Here is a 15474-nt window from a genome sequence, read left to right as displayed (position 1 = left end):
CCACGAAAGGTCGCATTTCAAGAAGCGGATGACAGAAGAACGCCCGGCGCGGCCCCGCAAAAAACGGAAGGCTGCGACCGGGCGATGACGCGAGGGAGGTGAAGCAGAAACGCCGCCTCAGAGCAGCGCCACGAAACTCTCGATATCGGCCTCGCTGGTGCGGAAGCTCGTCACCAGCCGGATCAGTTCCTCGTCCGCCCGCAACGCCTGATCGGGCGCGAGCCCGTCGGCCGGCCATTCGTAGAAAGCGGCGCCTGCGTCACGCATGGCGGGGATACGGACCTTCTTGACGACGATGAAGGTTTCGTTCGCCTCAGGCCGTGCGGGAAGCCGGGCGTTGTCGCTCGCCTCCACCGCATCGGCGAGCTTTTGCGCCATGGCGTTGGAGTGGCGTGCGAGATCCAGCCAATGGTCATCGGCGAGATAACCGTCGAACTGCGCCGCGATGAAACGGCTCTTGGAAAAGAGCTGGCCCGCGCGTTTCCGCAGCCAGGCAAGCTCGTCCGCCTTGTCCTTGTCGAAGATCACGACGGCTTCCGCGCACCAGCAACCGTTCTTGGTGCCACCGAAGGACAGCAGGTCGACCCCCGCCTTCCACGTCATCTCAGCCGGCGTGACGCCGAGCGAGACCAGCGCATTGGCGAAACGTGCCCCGTCCATGTGCAGCGGGAGGGCGCGCGTGTCCGCCACCGCCTTGATCGCGGCGATCTCGTCGAGCGTGTAGACCGTACCGATCTCGCTCGACTGGGTGATGGTGACCGCCTGCGGCCGGCCATGATGGACGAAGCCGTCCTGAAAGCCCGAAAGCGCCTTCGCAAGCCCCTCCGGCGCGATCTTGCCGCCCGCGCCCTTGATACGCACCAGCTTGGAGCCGCCGGTCATGAATTCCGGGCAGCCGCACTCGTCCACCGCCACATGGGCCTCGTCGTGGCAGAAGATCGCTCCGCCGGGCCGCGCGGAATGGGCGAGCGCCAGGCTGTTGGCGGCAGACCCCGTGGCGACGAAGAACACCGCCACCTCGCGCTCGAAGATGTCGTTGAACCGGGCAGCTACCCGGCGTGAGATGTCGTCCTCGCCGTAGGCCGGCGCGAATCCATCGTTGGCGGAGGAAAGCGCGGCCATCACCGTGTCCGACGCTCCCGCCCAGTTGTCACTGGCAAAGAACATGGAAAAAGCCCTAGGCCGGAGCCGCACGCAGCGCAAGAGGAGATCTTTTGCACCGCAGAGCCCGCCCACGATTCACCCCTACCAGGGTTGCATGCGCTCCCAGTAGCGCCGTGCCAGCACCCGGTCGAGCGCGAAAGATCCCGCCCCATAGATCATCAGATAGAGAAGCGGAAAGATCCACAAAAGCCGCTGATCGGCGATCGCGGCGCCCGGCGCCCGGTCGAAGAAGCCGCCGATCGTCGTCGCCGACACATGATGGCCGGTGATGTCGACATAGGTCATCACCGCGATGAACACGATCATGCCAAGGCTCGCGAGCCGGGTGAACAGCCCGAGGATGATCAGGATCGGCAACAGAAACTCCGCCCACATGCCGGCGACAACCATCAGCCCGTAGGGAAAGAAGTCGATGCGCGAGGGGTCGTAGCTGACCTGCTCCATCATGTTCGGCAGGATCTGGGCGTAGGCACCGGCGGCGGGGTGGATCAGCCCCTCGATCCCCGGCCCCAACTTCGTCATCGCCGACTTCAGGAAATAGACAAGCAGCACGCTGGCGAAAATCGCGCGTGCGGCGAGACCCGGCAGCCAGCTGCCAAGCAGAGCCTGCAGCCGCGCAAAGAACAGCACATGCAGCCTGAATATCGCGAAGGTCATGACGTCCCCGTCCCCTGATCGTTAGGCCACCACGCTCTCACTTGCTTGGCGCGGGACCTGTTCTTTTCGTGTTTTCCTGAAGCTCGTCGGCGAGCCCTTGAAAGGCGCCCGCCTCCAGCATGACAGCGATGGTCGCGGTCAGATCGAAATCGCCAGCCCCCGTGCGCCCGGCGTCGCCATGACCTGCCTGCGCCGCCTCACCGAGGCTTGCCCCGGCCAGCAGTGCTGCGAAAAAGGCCGCCCCGCCCGTCGGCAGCAAACGGACCGCGACCGTGAGCCCCGGCCGTGTGACAAGCGCATCCTCGCCGCCATCCGCGCGCACCGGCTCTGACAGCGGTTCAGGAGAACGATTCGCACGGAAGATCGAGACGACACGATAGCGCGAACGCACGAGTCGCGTCGCCGGATGCGGGTCGAAGCGGAGCGTCATCAGGGCATCCGGCGCGACCCGGCCGAGCGCGTCGGGCGGCAGCGCGGTTGAATCGGCGGCATGATAGGCCTGTGACCACGCCCGTTCCAGCCGTGCCACATCGCCAAGCCAGGGGTAATGGTCAAGCGGGGGAAAAGCGTCGAGAAAGTCGGGAAACCCGTCGCCATAGTCCAGCAGAACCGGCGAGCGCGGAGGATGGGCGCGCACGAATTCGCCGACCAGCGCGCGGAAATACGCCTCCCCCAAAAGCCGCAGAATGGCCGGAAAGGCGACCATGAGCACCTCGACAAGCGAAACGACGACATTGTTGCGATGAACGCGAAAGCGCCGTGTCGCATCGCCGCCGTCGGCGGTGAAGAGCCCGCCGGGCGCCCTGTCCGCCTGTTCCGGATCTGTCGTCAGCAGCGCCGCGGCGAAAGCGGCCTCCGCGTCGTCGTCAACCGGCCACGGCACGGCAAACCTCCGCATGCCGGGCGAGAATCGCATCGGCCTTTTCCGCCTCTGCCAGCAAGACCGGCCATTCCGGCACCTCGTTGTCCCACTCGATCAGGGTGGGCAGCGGCCCCGCTCGTTCGATCACCTGCGCGTACAGCACCCACACCACGTCGGCCACCGCGCGGTCGTGAGCATCGATCAGCAAGGTCTGCCCGGTTCCGTTCCCCTTCCCGTCGTCGTCGCACACATGACCGGCCAGATGGATCTCCCCCGCCCGCTCCAGTGGAAAGCGGTCCAGATAATCGCGCGCCGACCAGCCGTGATTGATCGCCGATATGTAGACGTTGTTGATGTCGAGCAGCAGCCCGCAGCCGGAACGCGCCGAAACCTCGGTGAGGAAATCCAGTTCGTCCATGGTGCTGCGCGCCAGCGAGACGTAGGTGGACGGGTTTTCCAGGAACATCTGACGGCCGAGCACCTCCTGCACCTCATCGATATGCGCCACCACGCGATCAAGCGTCGGCTGATCATAGGCTACGGGCAGGAGGTCGTTGAAATAAGTCCCCTCATGGCTCGACCAGGCGAGATGTTCGGAAAAGAGCGCCGGCCGGTAACGCTCATCAAGTGCCTTCAGCCGCGCCAGATGGGCGCGGTCGAGCGGCGCCTCCCCGCCAATGGAAAGCCCCACTCCATGCAGCGACAGCGCATAGCGCTCGCGAATCGCATGAAGCTGGGCGTGCGGCGGCCCGCCTGCCCCCATGTAGTTCTCGGCATGAACCTCGAAGAAGCCGATATCGGGCATCTGCGACAGGATATCGGCCACATGGGCAGCTTTCAGCCCCGCTCCTGCGCGCCTCGGCATGGGCGCGCAGGAGAAAGGATGCGACACCTCGGTGCGATGAACCTTGTCGGGCATCACTGCCTCCAGCTTCGTCGTTTTTTTTCGGGGGCCGGACGATCCACGCCGCAACACACGATCAGGCGCGCAAGCGACCGGCACGGCGGATCATCAGCCCTCGGGCACGTCCCGCTCCAGCGCGACCAGCGATCCTTCGCGCCCGTCGGGCAGTTCCACCTGGCGGCAGGTCCCCTTCGGCACCAGCTTCCAGGCATTGCCCTGATAGTCGACCCTCGACGTTCCCGCACAGGTCGTGCCCGGCCCAGCCTTGCAGTCGTTCTGACCGGCAGGGGCGATGCCGTAGCATTTTTCCTGCTCCTGGGCGGAGGCAGGGACGACCAGCGTCCCCATTGCCGCGGCGACTGCGGCCGCGAGTGCAGCCGTGGAGACGGCGCGCGCCGCCCCGGTTGCGTTTTCATTCTTCATGACCCGTTTTCCTCGATATCCACCAAGCGGCGGCGGCGGGTTCGGTGCCTTGCGCAGACTTCTGCGACCCGTTGCCCTCCTGCCGTAACGGCCCAAATGTGCGAAGACAGCCGTTCAATGGGAAATCAAAGCACCGTGACGCTGGCGCGAGGCAGCGAATTGCCGCATCGCTCCAACCCTGGGGTGTGGCCCTAGACTTGCGATTCTCCCCGAAGGGAAGCCAGCCGACCGGGCGATGAGAGGCGACGGACACTGTTTCGGCAACAAAATTGCTTAGCGAGGGGCAAAGTTATTTTTTGCTGACGATTGCGTCCTTCGAGAGGAAACAAACATAATGCTCCGGTCCGTAAAGCTGCTTGCCGAACCAGCTGAAATCTGGCATGTTGCACCCTCGAATAGGACAGGAGTGCTGTCCAATTATTCGCTCCTTCCGGTAACTTTTCATCCGGGCCACATGGCGCGCGACGAAGGCGACTGGAGGGGGATGTCGAAGGATGGCCGCCCGGCGTCTGCGGATGACCACCCGGTGCGGAACCGTTCTGGCGCGACGACCGCCCATGGGATATTCGGGACCGGTCACGCGGCAAGTGAGGTCGTTGTTTCCGTGATATCATCGGAGACGACAGTTTCCTCCGGGGCGGTGCGCCCGTCGCGTTCGACCCGGGACGGTTCAGCCGTCGCATTTGGCAATGGGGCGCAAACCCCGCTCAAAACAGAACGGCCCGAGCATGGACGGCCGTTCACACTCGACAGAGCCGCGGCATTGGCCGGTCTCGTCGCTCGAGCCGTACCCCGATGTGGTATGACCCGAGAGAGGAAGGCTGACCCGATGTCGGGCCGACGCGCGTAAGGCGTAATGCCTGACGCCCGATACGCGCCCTGGCGGATCGGGTCTCACGAAAGGGAGAACGGCCACTCCGCACGCGCGGCAGCGGCCGAATATGGGGCAAGGAACGGTATGAGCAGATTGAATATCGCAGACTGGGAACGGCAGGAACTTTCCGTCGAGGTGGAGGGGCGCACGACCGCTGCCGCCAATACGGCCGCCAAACGTCCCACGACGCGACAAACGTCTGCCAAAAAACGAGCCTATGGCCTGCCCGACGCGCGCGGTCTTTATGACCCGCGCAACGAGCGTGACGCCTGCGGCGTCGGCTTCATCGCCCACATGAAGGGCGTCAAGTCGCATCAGACCGTCAAGGACGGCCTGCGCATGCTGGTCAACCTCACCCATCGCGGCGCCGTCGGTGCCGATCCCCTGATGGGCGACGGCGCGGGCCTTCTGCTGCAGATCCCAGACAAGCTCTTCCGCCGCGAGGCGCCCGCCCTCGGCTTCGAACTGCCGAAGGCCGGCCATTATGCCATCGGCCAGATCTTCATGCCGCGCGAGGACGACGTTCGCGAGGATTGCGAGAACACGGTGCGCAGTGCCGCCGAAGAGAACGGTCTCACCGTTCTCGGCTGGCGCACCGTGCCGACCGACAATTCGTCGCTGTCGAAGGACCCCGAGATCGCGGCCACCGAGCCCGTTCACCGGCAGGTTTTCTTCGCCCGGCCCGAAGGGCTCGACGACGACACCTACGAGCGCAAGCTCTATCTGGTGCGCAAGATCATCTCCAACGCAATCTTCGCCCAGACCGAGGGCCGCGACAACGGCTTCTACATCGTCTCCATGTCGAGCCGGACCATCGTCTACAAGGGCATGTTCCTGGCCGAACAGGTCGGCGCCTACTACAAGGACCTGGTCGACCCCGACTTCGAGACCGCGCTCGCCCTCGTTCACCAGCGCTTCTCGACAAACACCTTCCCCTCGTGGAAGCTGGCGCACCCTTACCGGATGGTGGCGCATAACGGCGAGATCAACACATTGCGCGGCAACGTCAACTGGATGGCCGCGCGCCAGGCCTCCGTCGCCTCGCCGCTGTTCGGCGATGACATCTCCAAGCTCTGGCCGATCTCCTATGAGGGCCAGTCCGACACGGCCTGCTTCGACAACGCGCTCGAATTCCTCGTCATGGGCGGGTATTCGATGGCGCACGCCGCGATGATGCTGATCCCGGAAGCCTGGGCCGGCAATCCGCTGATGAGCGAAGAGCGCGCCGCCTTCTACGAATATCACGCGGCCCTGATGGAGCCGTGGGACGGCCCCGCCGCCGTGGCGTTCACCGACGGCCGCCAGATCGGCGCGACGCTGGACCGCAACGGCCTCAGGCCAGCCCGCTACATCGTCACCGACGACGATTACGTGATCATGTCGTCGGAAGTCGGCGTGCTGCCGGTGCCGGAGGAGAAGATCGTCAGGAAGTGGCGCCTGCAGCCGGGCCTGATGCTGCTGATCGACCTGGAAGAAGGCCGCATCATCGCCGATGAGGAGGTCAAGCATCAGCTCGCCTCCGCCAACCCCTATGGCGAATGGCTCAAGCGCAGCCAGATCGTGCTGGAGGACATGCCCCCGGTTTCCGGCCGCACGCCGGTTTCCTCCGAGAGCCTTCTCGATCTCCAGCAGGCCTTCGGCTACACCCAGGAAGACATCAAGCTGCTGATGTCGCCGATGGCGACAGTCGGTCAGGAAGCCATCGGCTCAATGGGCACGGACACCCCGATTTCCGCGCTCTCCGACAAGCCGAAGCTGCTCTACACCTACTTCAAGCAGAACTTCGCCCAGGTCACCAATCCGCCGATCGATCCGATCCGCGAGGAACTGGTGATGAGCCTGGTCTCCTTCATCGGCCCGCGCCCGAACCTGTTCGACCTTGAAGGCCTGTCCGACAGCAAGCGGCTGGAAGTGCGCCAGCCGATCCTGAGCAACGCAGACCTGGAGAAGATCCGCGCGATCGGCGACATCGCCGACAACCAGTTCCACACCACCACGCTCGACACCACCTACGCGGTGGAAAAGGGCGCGAACGGCATGGTGGATGCGCTCGACGCCTTGTGCGCACGGGCGGAAAAGGCCGTTCACAACGGCTACAACATCATCATCCTGTCCGATCGGCTGGTTTCGCGCTCGCGCATTCCGATCCCCGCGCTTCTGGCGACCGCGGCCGTTCACCATCACCTGATCCGCAAGGGACTTCGCACCTCCGTCGGGCTGGTGGTGGAAACCGGCGAGCCGCGCGAAGTGCATCACTTCTGCGTGCTGGCCGGCTATGGCGCGGAGGCGATCAACCCCTATCTCGCCTTCGAGACCCTGATGCAGATGCACGAGCGCCTCGACTTCCCCGAGGAAGTCGACGCCTACGAGGTCGTCAAGCGCTACATCAAGTCGATCGACAAGGGCATCCTCAAGGTCATGTCCAAGATGGGCATCTCGACCTACCAGTCCTATTGCGGCGCCCAGATCTTCGATGCGATCGGCCTTGCCTCATCGTTCGTCGATGAGTTCTTCTTCGGCACGGCGACCAAGATCGAAGGCATCGGTCTGGCCGAGGTCGCCGAGGAGACCGTGCGCCGTCATGCCGCCGCCTTCTCCGACATGCCCGTGCTGCGCACCTCGCTCGATGTCGGCGGCGAATACGCCTTCCGCACGCGCGGCGAGAACCACATGTGGACGCCTGACGCGATCGCCAGCCTGCAGCATGCCGTGCGCGGCCAGTTGCCCGAGCAGTACCGCGAATTCTCCCGCGTGATGAACCAGGAGAACGGCCGCTTCACCATCCGCGGCCACTTCCGCATCAAGGACGCGGCGGAATTCGGCAACACGCCCGTGCCGCTCGACGAGGTGGAAACGGCCACCGATATCGTCCGGCGGTTCTCCACCGGCGCCATGTCTTTCGGCTCGATCTCCCGCGAGGCGCACACCACGCTGGCGGTTGCGATGAACCGTATCGGCGGCAAGTCGAACACCGGTGAAGGCGGAGAGGAGCCCGAACGCTTCCATCCCCTGCCCGACGGCTCGGCCAATCCCGAGCGCTCAGCGATCAAGCAGGTCGCCTCGGGACGCTTCGGCGTGACGACGGAATACCTCGTCAATGCCGACATGATCCAGATCAAGGTGGCCCAGGGTGCCAAGCCCGGCGAGGGCGGCCAGCTTCCCGGTCACAAGGTCGACGCGGTCATCGCCAAGACCCGGCACTCGACGCCGGGCGTCGGCCTGATCTCGCCGCCGCCGCACCACGACATCTACTCGATCGAGGATCTGGCGCAGCTCATCTACGACCTGAAGAACGTCAACCCGGCGGCCGACATCTCGGTCAAGCTCGTCTCGGAAGTGGGCGTGGGAACGGTTGCGGCGGGCGTCGCCAAGGCGCGGGCCGACCACATCACCATCTCCGGCTACGACGGCGGCACCGGCGCCTCGCCGCTGACCTCGCTCAAGCATGCCGGCAGCCCGTGGGAAATCGGCCTTGCCGAGACACACCAGACTCTGGTGCTGAACAAGCTTCGCTCGCGCATCGCGTTGCAGGTCGATGGCGGTCTCAGGACCGGTCGTGACGTGCTGATCGGCGCGCTGCTGGGTGCCGACGAGTTCGGCTTCTCTACCGCGCCGCTGATCGCGGCCGGCTGCCTGATGATGCGCAAGTGCCATCTGAACACCTGTCCCGTGGGCATCGCCACGCAGGATCCGGTGCTGCGCAAGCGCTTCAAGGGCACGCCCGAGCACGTCATCAACTACTTCTTCTACGTCGCCGAAGAGCTGCGCGAGCTGATGGCTTCGCTCGGCTTCCGCACGATCGACGAAATCATCGGCCGCTCCGACATTCTCGACAAGCAGCCGATGATCGAACACTGGAAGGGTGCCGGTCTCGACTTCACCGGCCTGTTCTTCAAGCCCGATGCGCCGGCCGAAGCCTGCCGCCACACCGAGCTGCAGCAGCATCCGATCGACGACATTCTCGATCGCAAGCTGATCGCCGAGGCAGCCCCCGCGCTCGATAACCGCGATCCTGTCCGCATCGAAACCCGCATCAACAATGTCGACCGCTCCGCCGGCGCGATGCTGTCGGGCGAGGTCGCGAAACGCTACGGCCACAAAGGCCTTGCCCACGACACGATCACCGTTTCGCTGAAGGGCACCGCCGGCCAGGCCTTCGGCGCCTTCCTGGCTCGCGGCGTCACCTTCGATCTGCAAGGCGATGCGAACGACTATGTCGGCAAGGGCCTTTCGGGCGGCAAGATCGTCATCCGGCCCAATCCGAAAAGCGCCGCCGATCCGGATCACTCGATCATCGCCGGCAACACGGTGCTCTACGGGGCGATCGAGGGCGAGTGCTACATCCGCGGCATCGCCGGCGAGCGCTTCGCCGTTCGCAACTCGGGCGCGCTGGCGGTGGTCGAGGGCATCGGTGACCACGGCTGCGAGTACATGACCGGCGGTGTCGTCGTTGTGCTCGGCTGGACGGGCCGCAACTTCGCGGCCGGTATGTCCGGCGGTGTCGCCTACGTGCTCGACGAGGACGGTTCGTTCCGCAAGCGCTGCAACCTCGCCATGGTGGATATCGAGCCGGTCGCCGAAGAGGACGACCTGCTGGAGAAGCTGCACCACCACGGCGGCGACATCGAGCACAAGGGACGCGTCGATCTGACGGCCGATATGAGCCGCCACGACGACGAACGCCTGCGCCAGATCCTGGCCAAGCACATCCACCACACCGGATCGGCCTGGGCTCAGGAGATCCTCGATAACTGGAACGAGTTCAGACCGAAGTTCGTCAAGGTAATGCCGGTCGAATACTCACGCGCCCTGCGCGAAATGGAAGAGCGGCGCCTCGGCGCACAGGCAGCCGCCGAGTAGGAGACGCAAGAGCAATGGGTAAGGTAACCGGCTTTCTCGAGATCGACCGGCAGGACCAGAAGTATCAGCCTGCCTCCGATCGCATCCGCCACTTCCGCGAATTCACGCTTCCGCTCTCCGAGCCGGAAGTGGTGCGCCAGGCCGCGCGCTGCATGGATTGCGGCATTCCGTTCTGTCACGGGCCGAACGGCTGTCCGGTGGACAACCAGATCCCGGACTGGAACAACCTGGTCTACGAAGAGGATTGGGAGGAAGCGACCCGCAACCTCCATTCCACCAACAATTTCCCCGAGTTCACCGGCCGCGTCTGCCCCGCCCCGTGCGAGGAGGCCTGCACGCTGAACCTCGAGGACATCCCGGTCAACATCAAGACAGTCGAACAGTCGATCGCCGACAAGGCGTGGGCGAACGGCTGGATCACGCCGGAACCGCCGGAAAAGAAGACCGGCAAGAGCGTCGGCGTCGTCGGCTCCGGTCCCGCCGGTCTCGCCGCCGCGCAGCAGCTCGCGCGTGCCGGACACGATGTGGTTGTCTACGAGCGCGAGCCCTTTGCCGGCGGCCTGCTGCGCTACGGCATTCCCGACTTCAAGATGGAAAAGTACCACATCCAGCGCCGCGTCCAGCAGATGGAAGCGGAAGGCGTGGTCTTCGAATATGGCGTGAATGTCGGCGTCACCACGAGCGTTGCCGAGCTTCGCGGCCGCCACGACGCTCTGCTGTTCGCCACGGGTGCGGAACGTCCGCGCGACCCCGGCGTCCCGGGCATGGAGCTAGCCGGCTGCCATTGGGCCATGCCCTTCCTCGTCCAGCAGAACCGCCGCATCAATGGCGAGGATGTCTCGCACGAGGAACCGTTGTGGGCCGGCGGCAAGCATGTCGTCGTGATCGGCGGCGGCGACACGGCATCGGACTGCGTCGGCACATCGTTCCGTCAGGGAGCGGTGTCCGTCACCCAGCTCGACATCCGTCCGATCCCGCCGCTGAAGGAAGACAAGCTGTCGGTCTGGCCCTACTGGCCGACCAAGTTCCGCACCTCGTCCTCGCAGGCCGAGGGCGCGGAGCGCGAGTTCTCCGCAGCAACCCTCGGGATCGTCGGCGAGGACGGCCATGTCACGGGCGTCAAATGCGTCCGCGTGGACGAGCGCCGCGTGCCGATCGAGGGCACGGAGTTCATTCTGCGCGCCGGACTGGTACTGGCCGCGATCGGGTTCTCCGGTCCCGAGCTTGGAACCTACATCAAGGAACTGGGCGACGAGCTGGAGCTTGATCAGCGCACCAACATCAAGGCCAACACGGACGATTATCGCACGACCGTTTCCGGCGTCTACGCCTGCGGCGACGTGCGGCGCGGCCAGTCTCTGGTGGTCTGGGCGATCCGCGAAGGCCGCCAGGCGGCCCGCTCCATCGATCTCGACCTGATGGGCATGACCGAACTGCCGCGCTGAAGCGGGTCGGGCCTGGTCGAACGATCCGGTGAACAGGGCGCAGTCTTCGGACCGCGCCCTTTTTCTTGCGCGGACGCGGGTGTCAAGAGGTTGCCCGGAGAGGTTCGCAACCAGCCGTAGACGCCGCCTCCGCCCGCCATACGGCGGGCCCGCGCCCGACGCGAGCGCCCTACGCCGCGCGGATACTCTGGAGGAACTGGGCGACCTGGGATTGCAGCTTGCCGGAAAGCCCGCTGAGTTCGCCCGCCGCCTCGCGCATTTCGGCCGAGGCCTCCTTGCTGGTCGTCGTCGCCTGACTGAGCCGCTCCACGTTGGAGCCGACGCGCTCGGCACTGCCATTGGCATGCCGAACCGAGCGGGTGATCTCCTCCGTCGCGCTCGTCTGCTCATTGACCGCCCCGAGGATCTGCCCCGAGATCTCGCTGATCCGGGTGATCGTCTCGGCAATGGTGCGGATCGCGTGAACCGCCTGATCGGCGACCGACTGCACGGAGGCGACCTGCGCGGAGATTTCCTCCGTCGCCTTCGATGTCTGCCCGGCGAGTGCCTTGACCTCGTTGGCGACCACGGCGAACCCTCGGCCCGCCTCGCCCGCACGCGCCGCTTCGATGGTGGCATTGAGGGCAAGGAGATTGGTCTGGTCGGCGATCTGGTTGATCAGCTCCACCACCTCGCCGATAGCCTTGCCGCTCTCCGCCAGCCGACCGACGATGGCGTCGGTCTTGAGCGCCTCGTCCACCGCCTCCTGTGCGATGGAGGCCGCCTGGGTCATGTCGCGGCCGATGCCGTTGATGGCTTCCGACAGCTTTTCCGCCGACACCGAGACCGCGTCCACCGCGTCGCTGGCATCGCCAAAGGCGCCGGAGACGTCCGTCACCGCCTCGCTGGAGGCATCCACCGCCTCGCGCAGGTGATCCGTGTTGAGACCAACCCTGCCCGACGCGCTCGTCAGGGCTTCGACGACGCTGATCACCGAGCGTTCGAAATCCTCCGCCACATCCATCATTAACTGGTGGCGCTCCTCGTCGGCACGGCGCTGGTCTTCGGCCTGACGTTCCGCCTCCATCCTCGCCCGTTCGGACAGCCTGGCACGGAAGTCGATCACCGAACGCGCGATCTCTCCGATCTCGTCGGTCCGGGTCTCACCGTCGATCTGCACGTCGAAGTCGCCGTGCGACATATGGTCCAGGCCGCTTTGCAACCGTTTCAGCGGCTTCGCCACACCGAGCGCGAGAACAATGGCCATGGCGAGAAAAAGGGCGCCGATCGGCACGCAGACAAGCACGATCTTCAGCATCTGGTCCAGGATCAGTCCATCCACACGGGCCGTGACGTTCTGGCCGACAAAGGCCTGGGCGAGATCCGGATTGCCGAGGGTGGAGGTCAGAGCCTCTCGGAAAACATAAAACGCATAAGCCGTGCCGGCGACCATGATGACGGCGGCGCTGCCGACAAGCAGCATGAAGCGGCCCAGAATGGTGAGCCGGAAAAAGGAGGGGGAACCCGCAGACATTGTTACCTCGGCCGTTCATGACCATGCGGCGGGAGAAGCGCGAAACACTGACACATGGCCTCCCGAACCGAACGCATCTCGTTCCGGGATCGTCTGCTCCATGGGTAAAAATATCGTAGCCTGATCAAGAATTATTATCGTTTTATCGGGGGATACGATAATTATCGGCCCGCCCCTCCACCTGAGGTAGCGGGCGTCCCTCTACGATGAGCCGGTGTTGTAGCGATCCTTCGGAAGGAATCGCTGGAGCGATTTCTTCGCCCGCCAGCGTTTCCTCGTGCGAGGCGCCTCCGCTCAGCAGGATCATGTTCGCATCACCGCCGGGAAAGGCGAGTTCCAGCGCCGGTCCCTCGCCCAATATCCGGGCGATGCGCTGCTGCACGAAGAAGGCGACCTTCCGGTATCCCGGCCATGTGAAATAGAGGCCGTCCTCCGTCCTCAGCCGCTGGCGCTTGCCGTCGACGTCGGCGCCATAGGAGGTGTACTTGCCCTCCTCGGACATGAACGCTTCCCAGATATCGACGAAGACGCCGTCGGCGGTCTCCACCTTCTCCTTGTAGAAGTCGTTCAGATAGCTGAAATCGGAGCGCCGGTCGGGACCGCTGACCGGCGGCAGGCCGACCCAGATCAGCGGCTTGCGCGCATCACGCACGGCCGAGACCGACCGCTGAACGAGAACGCGATAGACCTCTTCCCAGGCGGGATCGCGGAAATCGGCGCGCTGGCCGTCCAGCGTCACACGGCGGCGATCATCGGTGCCGAGCATGACGACGACAAGGTTCACGTCCCCGCGTTTCAGCCGGTTCGTGATGCGGGTCGGCCAGTCCGGGTCGGCTTCGCGGATGAGACCCGAAGAACGCGAGATCTCGCTGTCCACCTTGATGGTCGGCGTCTGCGCATAGGCCGCTTCCAACCCGCGTGCCAGGCCTTGCGCCATGGCGTCGCCGACAACGAGAACAGTGCGCGCATCCGCGCTCTTGGGCTCCACCTCGACCTTCGGCGGCTGAGGCACAACCCGGCGAATGGTGCGCTTCGGCTTTTCCGGTTCCTGCAACTTGCGTGGCGGCGCGGCGCGGCGCCCGCCACGAAACAGCCTGAGCAGCGGCGAAAGCGGATGCCAACCGCCGCCATCCTGCGCGAGGACGATAGGCGCCCGCGTTCGCGCAACCGCGCCGGCGCCGCCCGCTATCGCTTGGCCGGGCATGACGAGCTTTGTCCGGCCGGCCGTCTCAAATCTCGCGCTTCCGGTCGTATCCGGCATGGTGATGTCGGGTGCGGCCGCGACCGGCAGCGCCAGGCAAAAGGCCGCCAGCATCGCCACAGCGCAACCGAATCTCCGAAACCCCGTCAGCCGCATCTCGTTCCGCATCCCTTGCCGCGTGCCGGCCGGCACCGCATTTGCGCGCCGCACGCCCTTCGGGCCCGCACCATATACGCGCCCGTCCCGCACGCAAGCAGCCTTCTCAGCTGCCTTGCAGCATCTCCAGCAGGCTGAGGCTGGCGAAGCCGTCCGGCGCCATGCCGGTGTTGCGCTGATAGGCGCGGATGGCGGCCCGCGTCCGGTCGCCGATCTTGCCGTCAACCGTGCCCGCCTCGTGGCCGCGACGGTTCAACAGCGCCTGCATTCGCTTCGTTTCCGCATCGCTCAACGGCCGGTCGCCATCCGGCCACTCGCGCACGAACTCATCGCCGCCGCGCAGTCTGTCGGCGAGATGACCCACGGCGAGCGCATAGGAGTCGGCGTTGTTGTAGCGCTTGATGACGTTGAAGTTCTTCAGCATCAGGAAAGCCGGCCCCTTGGCCCCCGCCGGTGCCAGCAGGAAGGCCTCGTCGGAAGGGCGCGGGAAGCTGCGGCCCTCGGTCCGCTTGACGCCGAGCTTCGCCCATTGTTCCAGCGTGCGCTTCTTGCGCGTATCGCCCAGCGCGTAGTTGAACCCCTTGGGCAGCTTCACCTCGTAGCCCCAGGTCTTGCCGGGCACCCAGCCGGAGGAGTTGAGATAGGCTGCGGTGGAGGCCAGCGCATCGGGAATGGAGCCCCAGATGTCGCGCTTGCCGTCGCCGTCGAAATCCACCGCGTAGGCGTTGTAGGTGGTGGGAATGAACTGGGTGTGCCCCATCGCTCCGGCCCACGATCCCATCATGTGGCGCGCGTCGACGTCGCCCTTTTGCAGGATCTTCAACGCCGCGATGAGCTGCTTGCGGCCGAAACGCTTGTAACGTCCGCCGTCATAGGCGAGCGAGGCGAGCGAACGCACCACCGGCTTCATGATCTTGTGATTGTCGAGAACCGCGCCATAGGCCGATTCCATGCCCCATATCGCGACGACCACGTGTCGGTCGACACCGAAGGACTTTTCGATCTGGTACAGGACCGGAGCGTATTCGCGCAGCTTCTCACGCCCGTTCTCGATCCTGTTGTCGGAAACCACGCGCTCCAGATAGTCCCAGACAGGCCGGACGAACTCCGCCTGATTATCTGTCTTGGCGATCACCTCGCGGTCGAGTGTCACGCCGCGCATGGCGCGATCATAGGTCGTGCGGGAGATGCCGGCGGCGTGGGCCTCGCGCCAGAAGCTGCGCTTCCAGCCATCGAAGCTCGCCTGCGCGGTGGCCGGCGTCAGCAGCATCAAGGCGATCAGGCCGGCCGCGGCGATCCCGCCGCTTCTCCAGCCGGCAAACATGCCGGCAAGACGGATCGCGAGGGATCGAACCAGGGAAATCGTGTTGAAGGACATCTTCAGCTCCGGTATCCGAATCTTGAGGTTCAAATGT

Annotated in this window: 10 protein-coding genes; 2 read left to right on the top strand and 8 right to left on the bottom strand. The window is 65.0% G+C overall.

What is annotated here, in order from left to right; all coding sequences use genetic code 11:
• Nucleotides 1–117 precede the first annotated feature (117 nt).
• The 5 genes from C8N35_RS17510 to C8N35_RS17490 all read right to left on the bottom strand — a co-directional run bounded on the left by C8N35_RS17510 (nucleotide 118) and on the right by C8N35_RS17490 (nucleotide 4010).
• The gene (locus C8N35_RS17510) at nucleotides 118–1167 is read right to left on the bottom strand and encodes a threonine aldolase family protein (RefSeq protein ID WP_107990994.1); all 1050 of its coding nucleotides are present in this window, start codon (nucleotides 1165–1167) and stop codon (nucleotides 118–120) included.
• Between the two features lie 78 nt (nucleotides 1168–1245).
• Nucleotides 1246–1821 (bottom strand): DoxX family membrane protein, encoded by a 576-nt coding sequence (locus tag C8N35_RS17505; protein WP_107990993.1) that lies wholly within the window; start codon nucleotides 1819–1821, stop codon nucleotides 1246–1248.
• 37 nt (nucleotides 1822–1858) lie between these two features.
• A complete protein-coding gene (locus C8N35_RS17500; RefSeq protein WP_245926837.1) occupies nucleotides 1859–2704 on the bottom strand; it encodes an HvfC/BufC N-terminal domain-containing protein in 846 nt (281 codons plus the stop codon).
• Nucleotides 2688–3602: an MNIO family bufferin maturase gene (bufB, locus tag C8N35_RS17495; protein WP_107990992.1), complete on the bottom strand. Its 915-nt coding sequence runs from the start codon at nucleotides 3600–3602 to the stop codon at nucleotides 2688–2690. Before bufB ends, C8N35_RS17500 begins: the two co-directional genes overlap by 17 nt.
• 93 nt (nucleotides 3603–3695) lie before the next feature.
• Nucleotides 3696–4010 (bottom strand): BufA1 family periplasmic bufferin-type metallophore, encoded by a 315-nt coding sequence (locus C8N35_RS17490; RefSeq protein ID WP_107990991.1) that lies wholly within the window; start codon nucleotides 4008–4010, stop codon nucleotides 3696–3698.
• 958 nt (nucleotides 4011–4968) lie between these two features.
• Here C8N35_RS17490 and gltB point away from each other — a divergent pair.
• Entirely contained in the window at nucleotides 4969–9744 is a 4776-nt protein-coding gene (gene gltB / locus C8N35_RS17485; protein ID WP_107990990.1) for a glutamate synthase large subunit, read from the top strand.
• A 14-nt stretch (nucleotides 9745–9758) separates the two neighbouring features.
• On the top strand, nucleotides 9759–11189 hold the full coding sequence (locus C8N35_RS17480; RefSeq protein ID WP_107990989.1) for a glutamate synthase subunit beta: 1431 nt from the start codon (nucleotides 9759–9761) through the stop codon (nucleotides 11187–11189).
• A 169-nt stretch (nucleotides 11190–11358) separates the two neighbouring features.
• Here the strand turns inward: C8N35_RS17480 and C8N35_RS17475 are convergent, their stop codons facing one another.
• The 3 genes from C8N35_RS17475 to C8N35_RS17465 all read right to left on the bottom strand — a co-directional run bounded on the left by C8N35_RS17475 (nucleotide 11359) and on the right by C8N35_RS17465 (nucleotide 15470).
• Nucleotides 11359–12702 (bottom strand): methyl-accepting chemotaxis protein, encoded by a 1344-nt coding sequence (locus C8N35_RS17475; protein ID WP_107990988.1) that lies wholly within the window; start codon nucleotides 12700–12702, stop codon nucleotides 11359–11361.
• A gap of 142 nt (nucleotides 12703–12844) precedes the next feature.
• Nucleotides 12845–14017, bottom strand: coding sequence for an SGNH/GDSL hydrolase family protein (locus C8N35_RS17470; RefSeq protein WP_245926841.1), 1173 nt, complete (start codon nucleotides 14015–14017; stop codon nucleotides 12845–12847).
• 148 nt (nucleotides 14018–14165) lie between these two features.
• Nucleotides 14166–15470, bottom strand: coding sequence for a lytic murein transglycosylase (locus C8N35_RS17465; protein ID WP_245926836.1), 1305 nt, complete (start codon nucleotides 15468–15470; stop codon nucleotides 14166–14168).
• Between the last annotated feature and the right edge of the window lie 4 nt (nucleotides 15471–15474).

It is taken from the genome of Breoghania corrubedonensis (genome assembly GCF_003053845.1).
GTDB lineage: Bacteria > Pseudomonadota > Alphaproteobacteria > Rhizobiales > Stappiaceae > Breoghania > Breoghania corrubedonensis.
This window is presented reverse-complemented; position numbering and strand designations above follow the sequence as displayed.

What these genes read in the sequence shown, in the direction of transcription:
- C8N35_RS17510 (WP_107990994.1), bottom strand. Translation starts at nt 1,167, where the DNA reads ATGTTCTTTGCCAGTGACAACTGGGCGGGAGCGTCGGACACGGTGATG.
- C8N35_RS17505 (WP_107990993.1), bottom strand. Translation starts at nt 1,821, where the DNA reads ATGACCTTCGCGATATTCAGGCTGCATGTGCTGTTCTTTGCGCGGCTG.
- bufB (WP_107990992.1), bottom strand. Translation starts at nt 3,602, where the DNA reads ATGCCCGACAAGGTTCATCGCACCGAGGTGTCGCATCCTTTCTCCTGC.
- C8N35_RS17490 (WP_107990991.1), bottom strand. Translation starts at nt 4,010, where the DNA reads ATGAAGAATGAAAACGCAACCGGGGCGGCGCGCGCCGTCTCCACGGCT.
- gltB (WP_107990990.1), top strand. Translation starts at nt 4,969, where the DNA reads ATGAGCAGATTGAATATCGCAGACTGGGAACGGCAGGAACTTTCCGTC.
- C8N35_RS17480 (WP_107990989.1), top strand. Translation starts at nt 9,759, where the DNA reads ATGGGTAAGGTAACCGGCTTTCTCGAGATCGACCGGCAGGACCAGAAG.
- C8N35_RS17475 (WP_107990988.1), bottom strand. Translation starts at nt 12,702, where the DNA reads ATGTCTGCGGGTTCCCCCTCCTTTTTCCGGCTCACCATTCTGGGCCGC.
- C8N35_RS17470 (WP_245926841.1), bottom strand. Translation starts at nt 14,017, where the DNA reads ATGCTGGCGGCCTTTTGCCTGGCGCTGCCGGTCGCGGCCGCACCCGAC.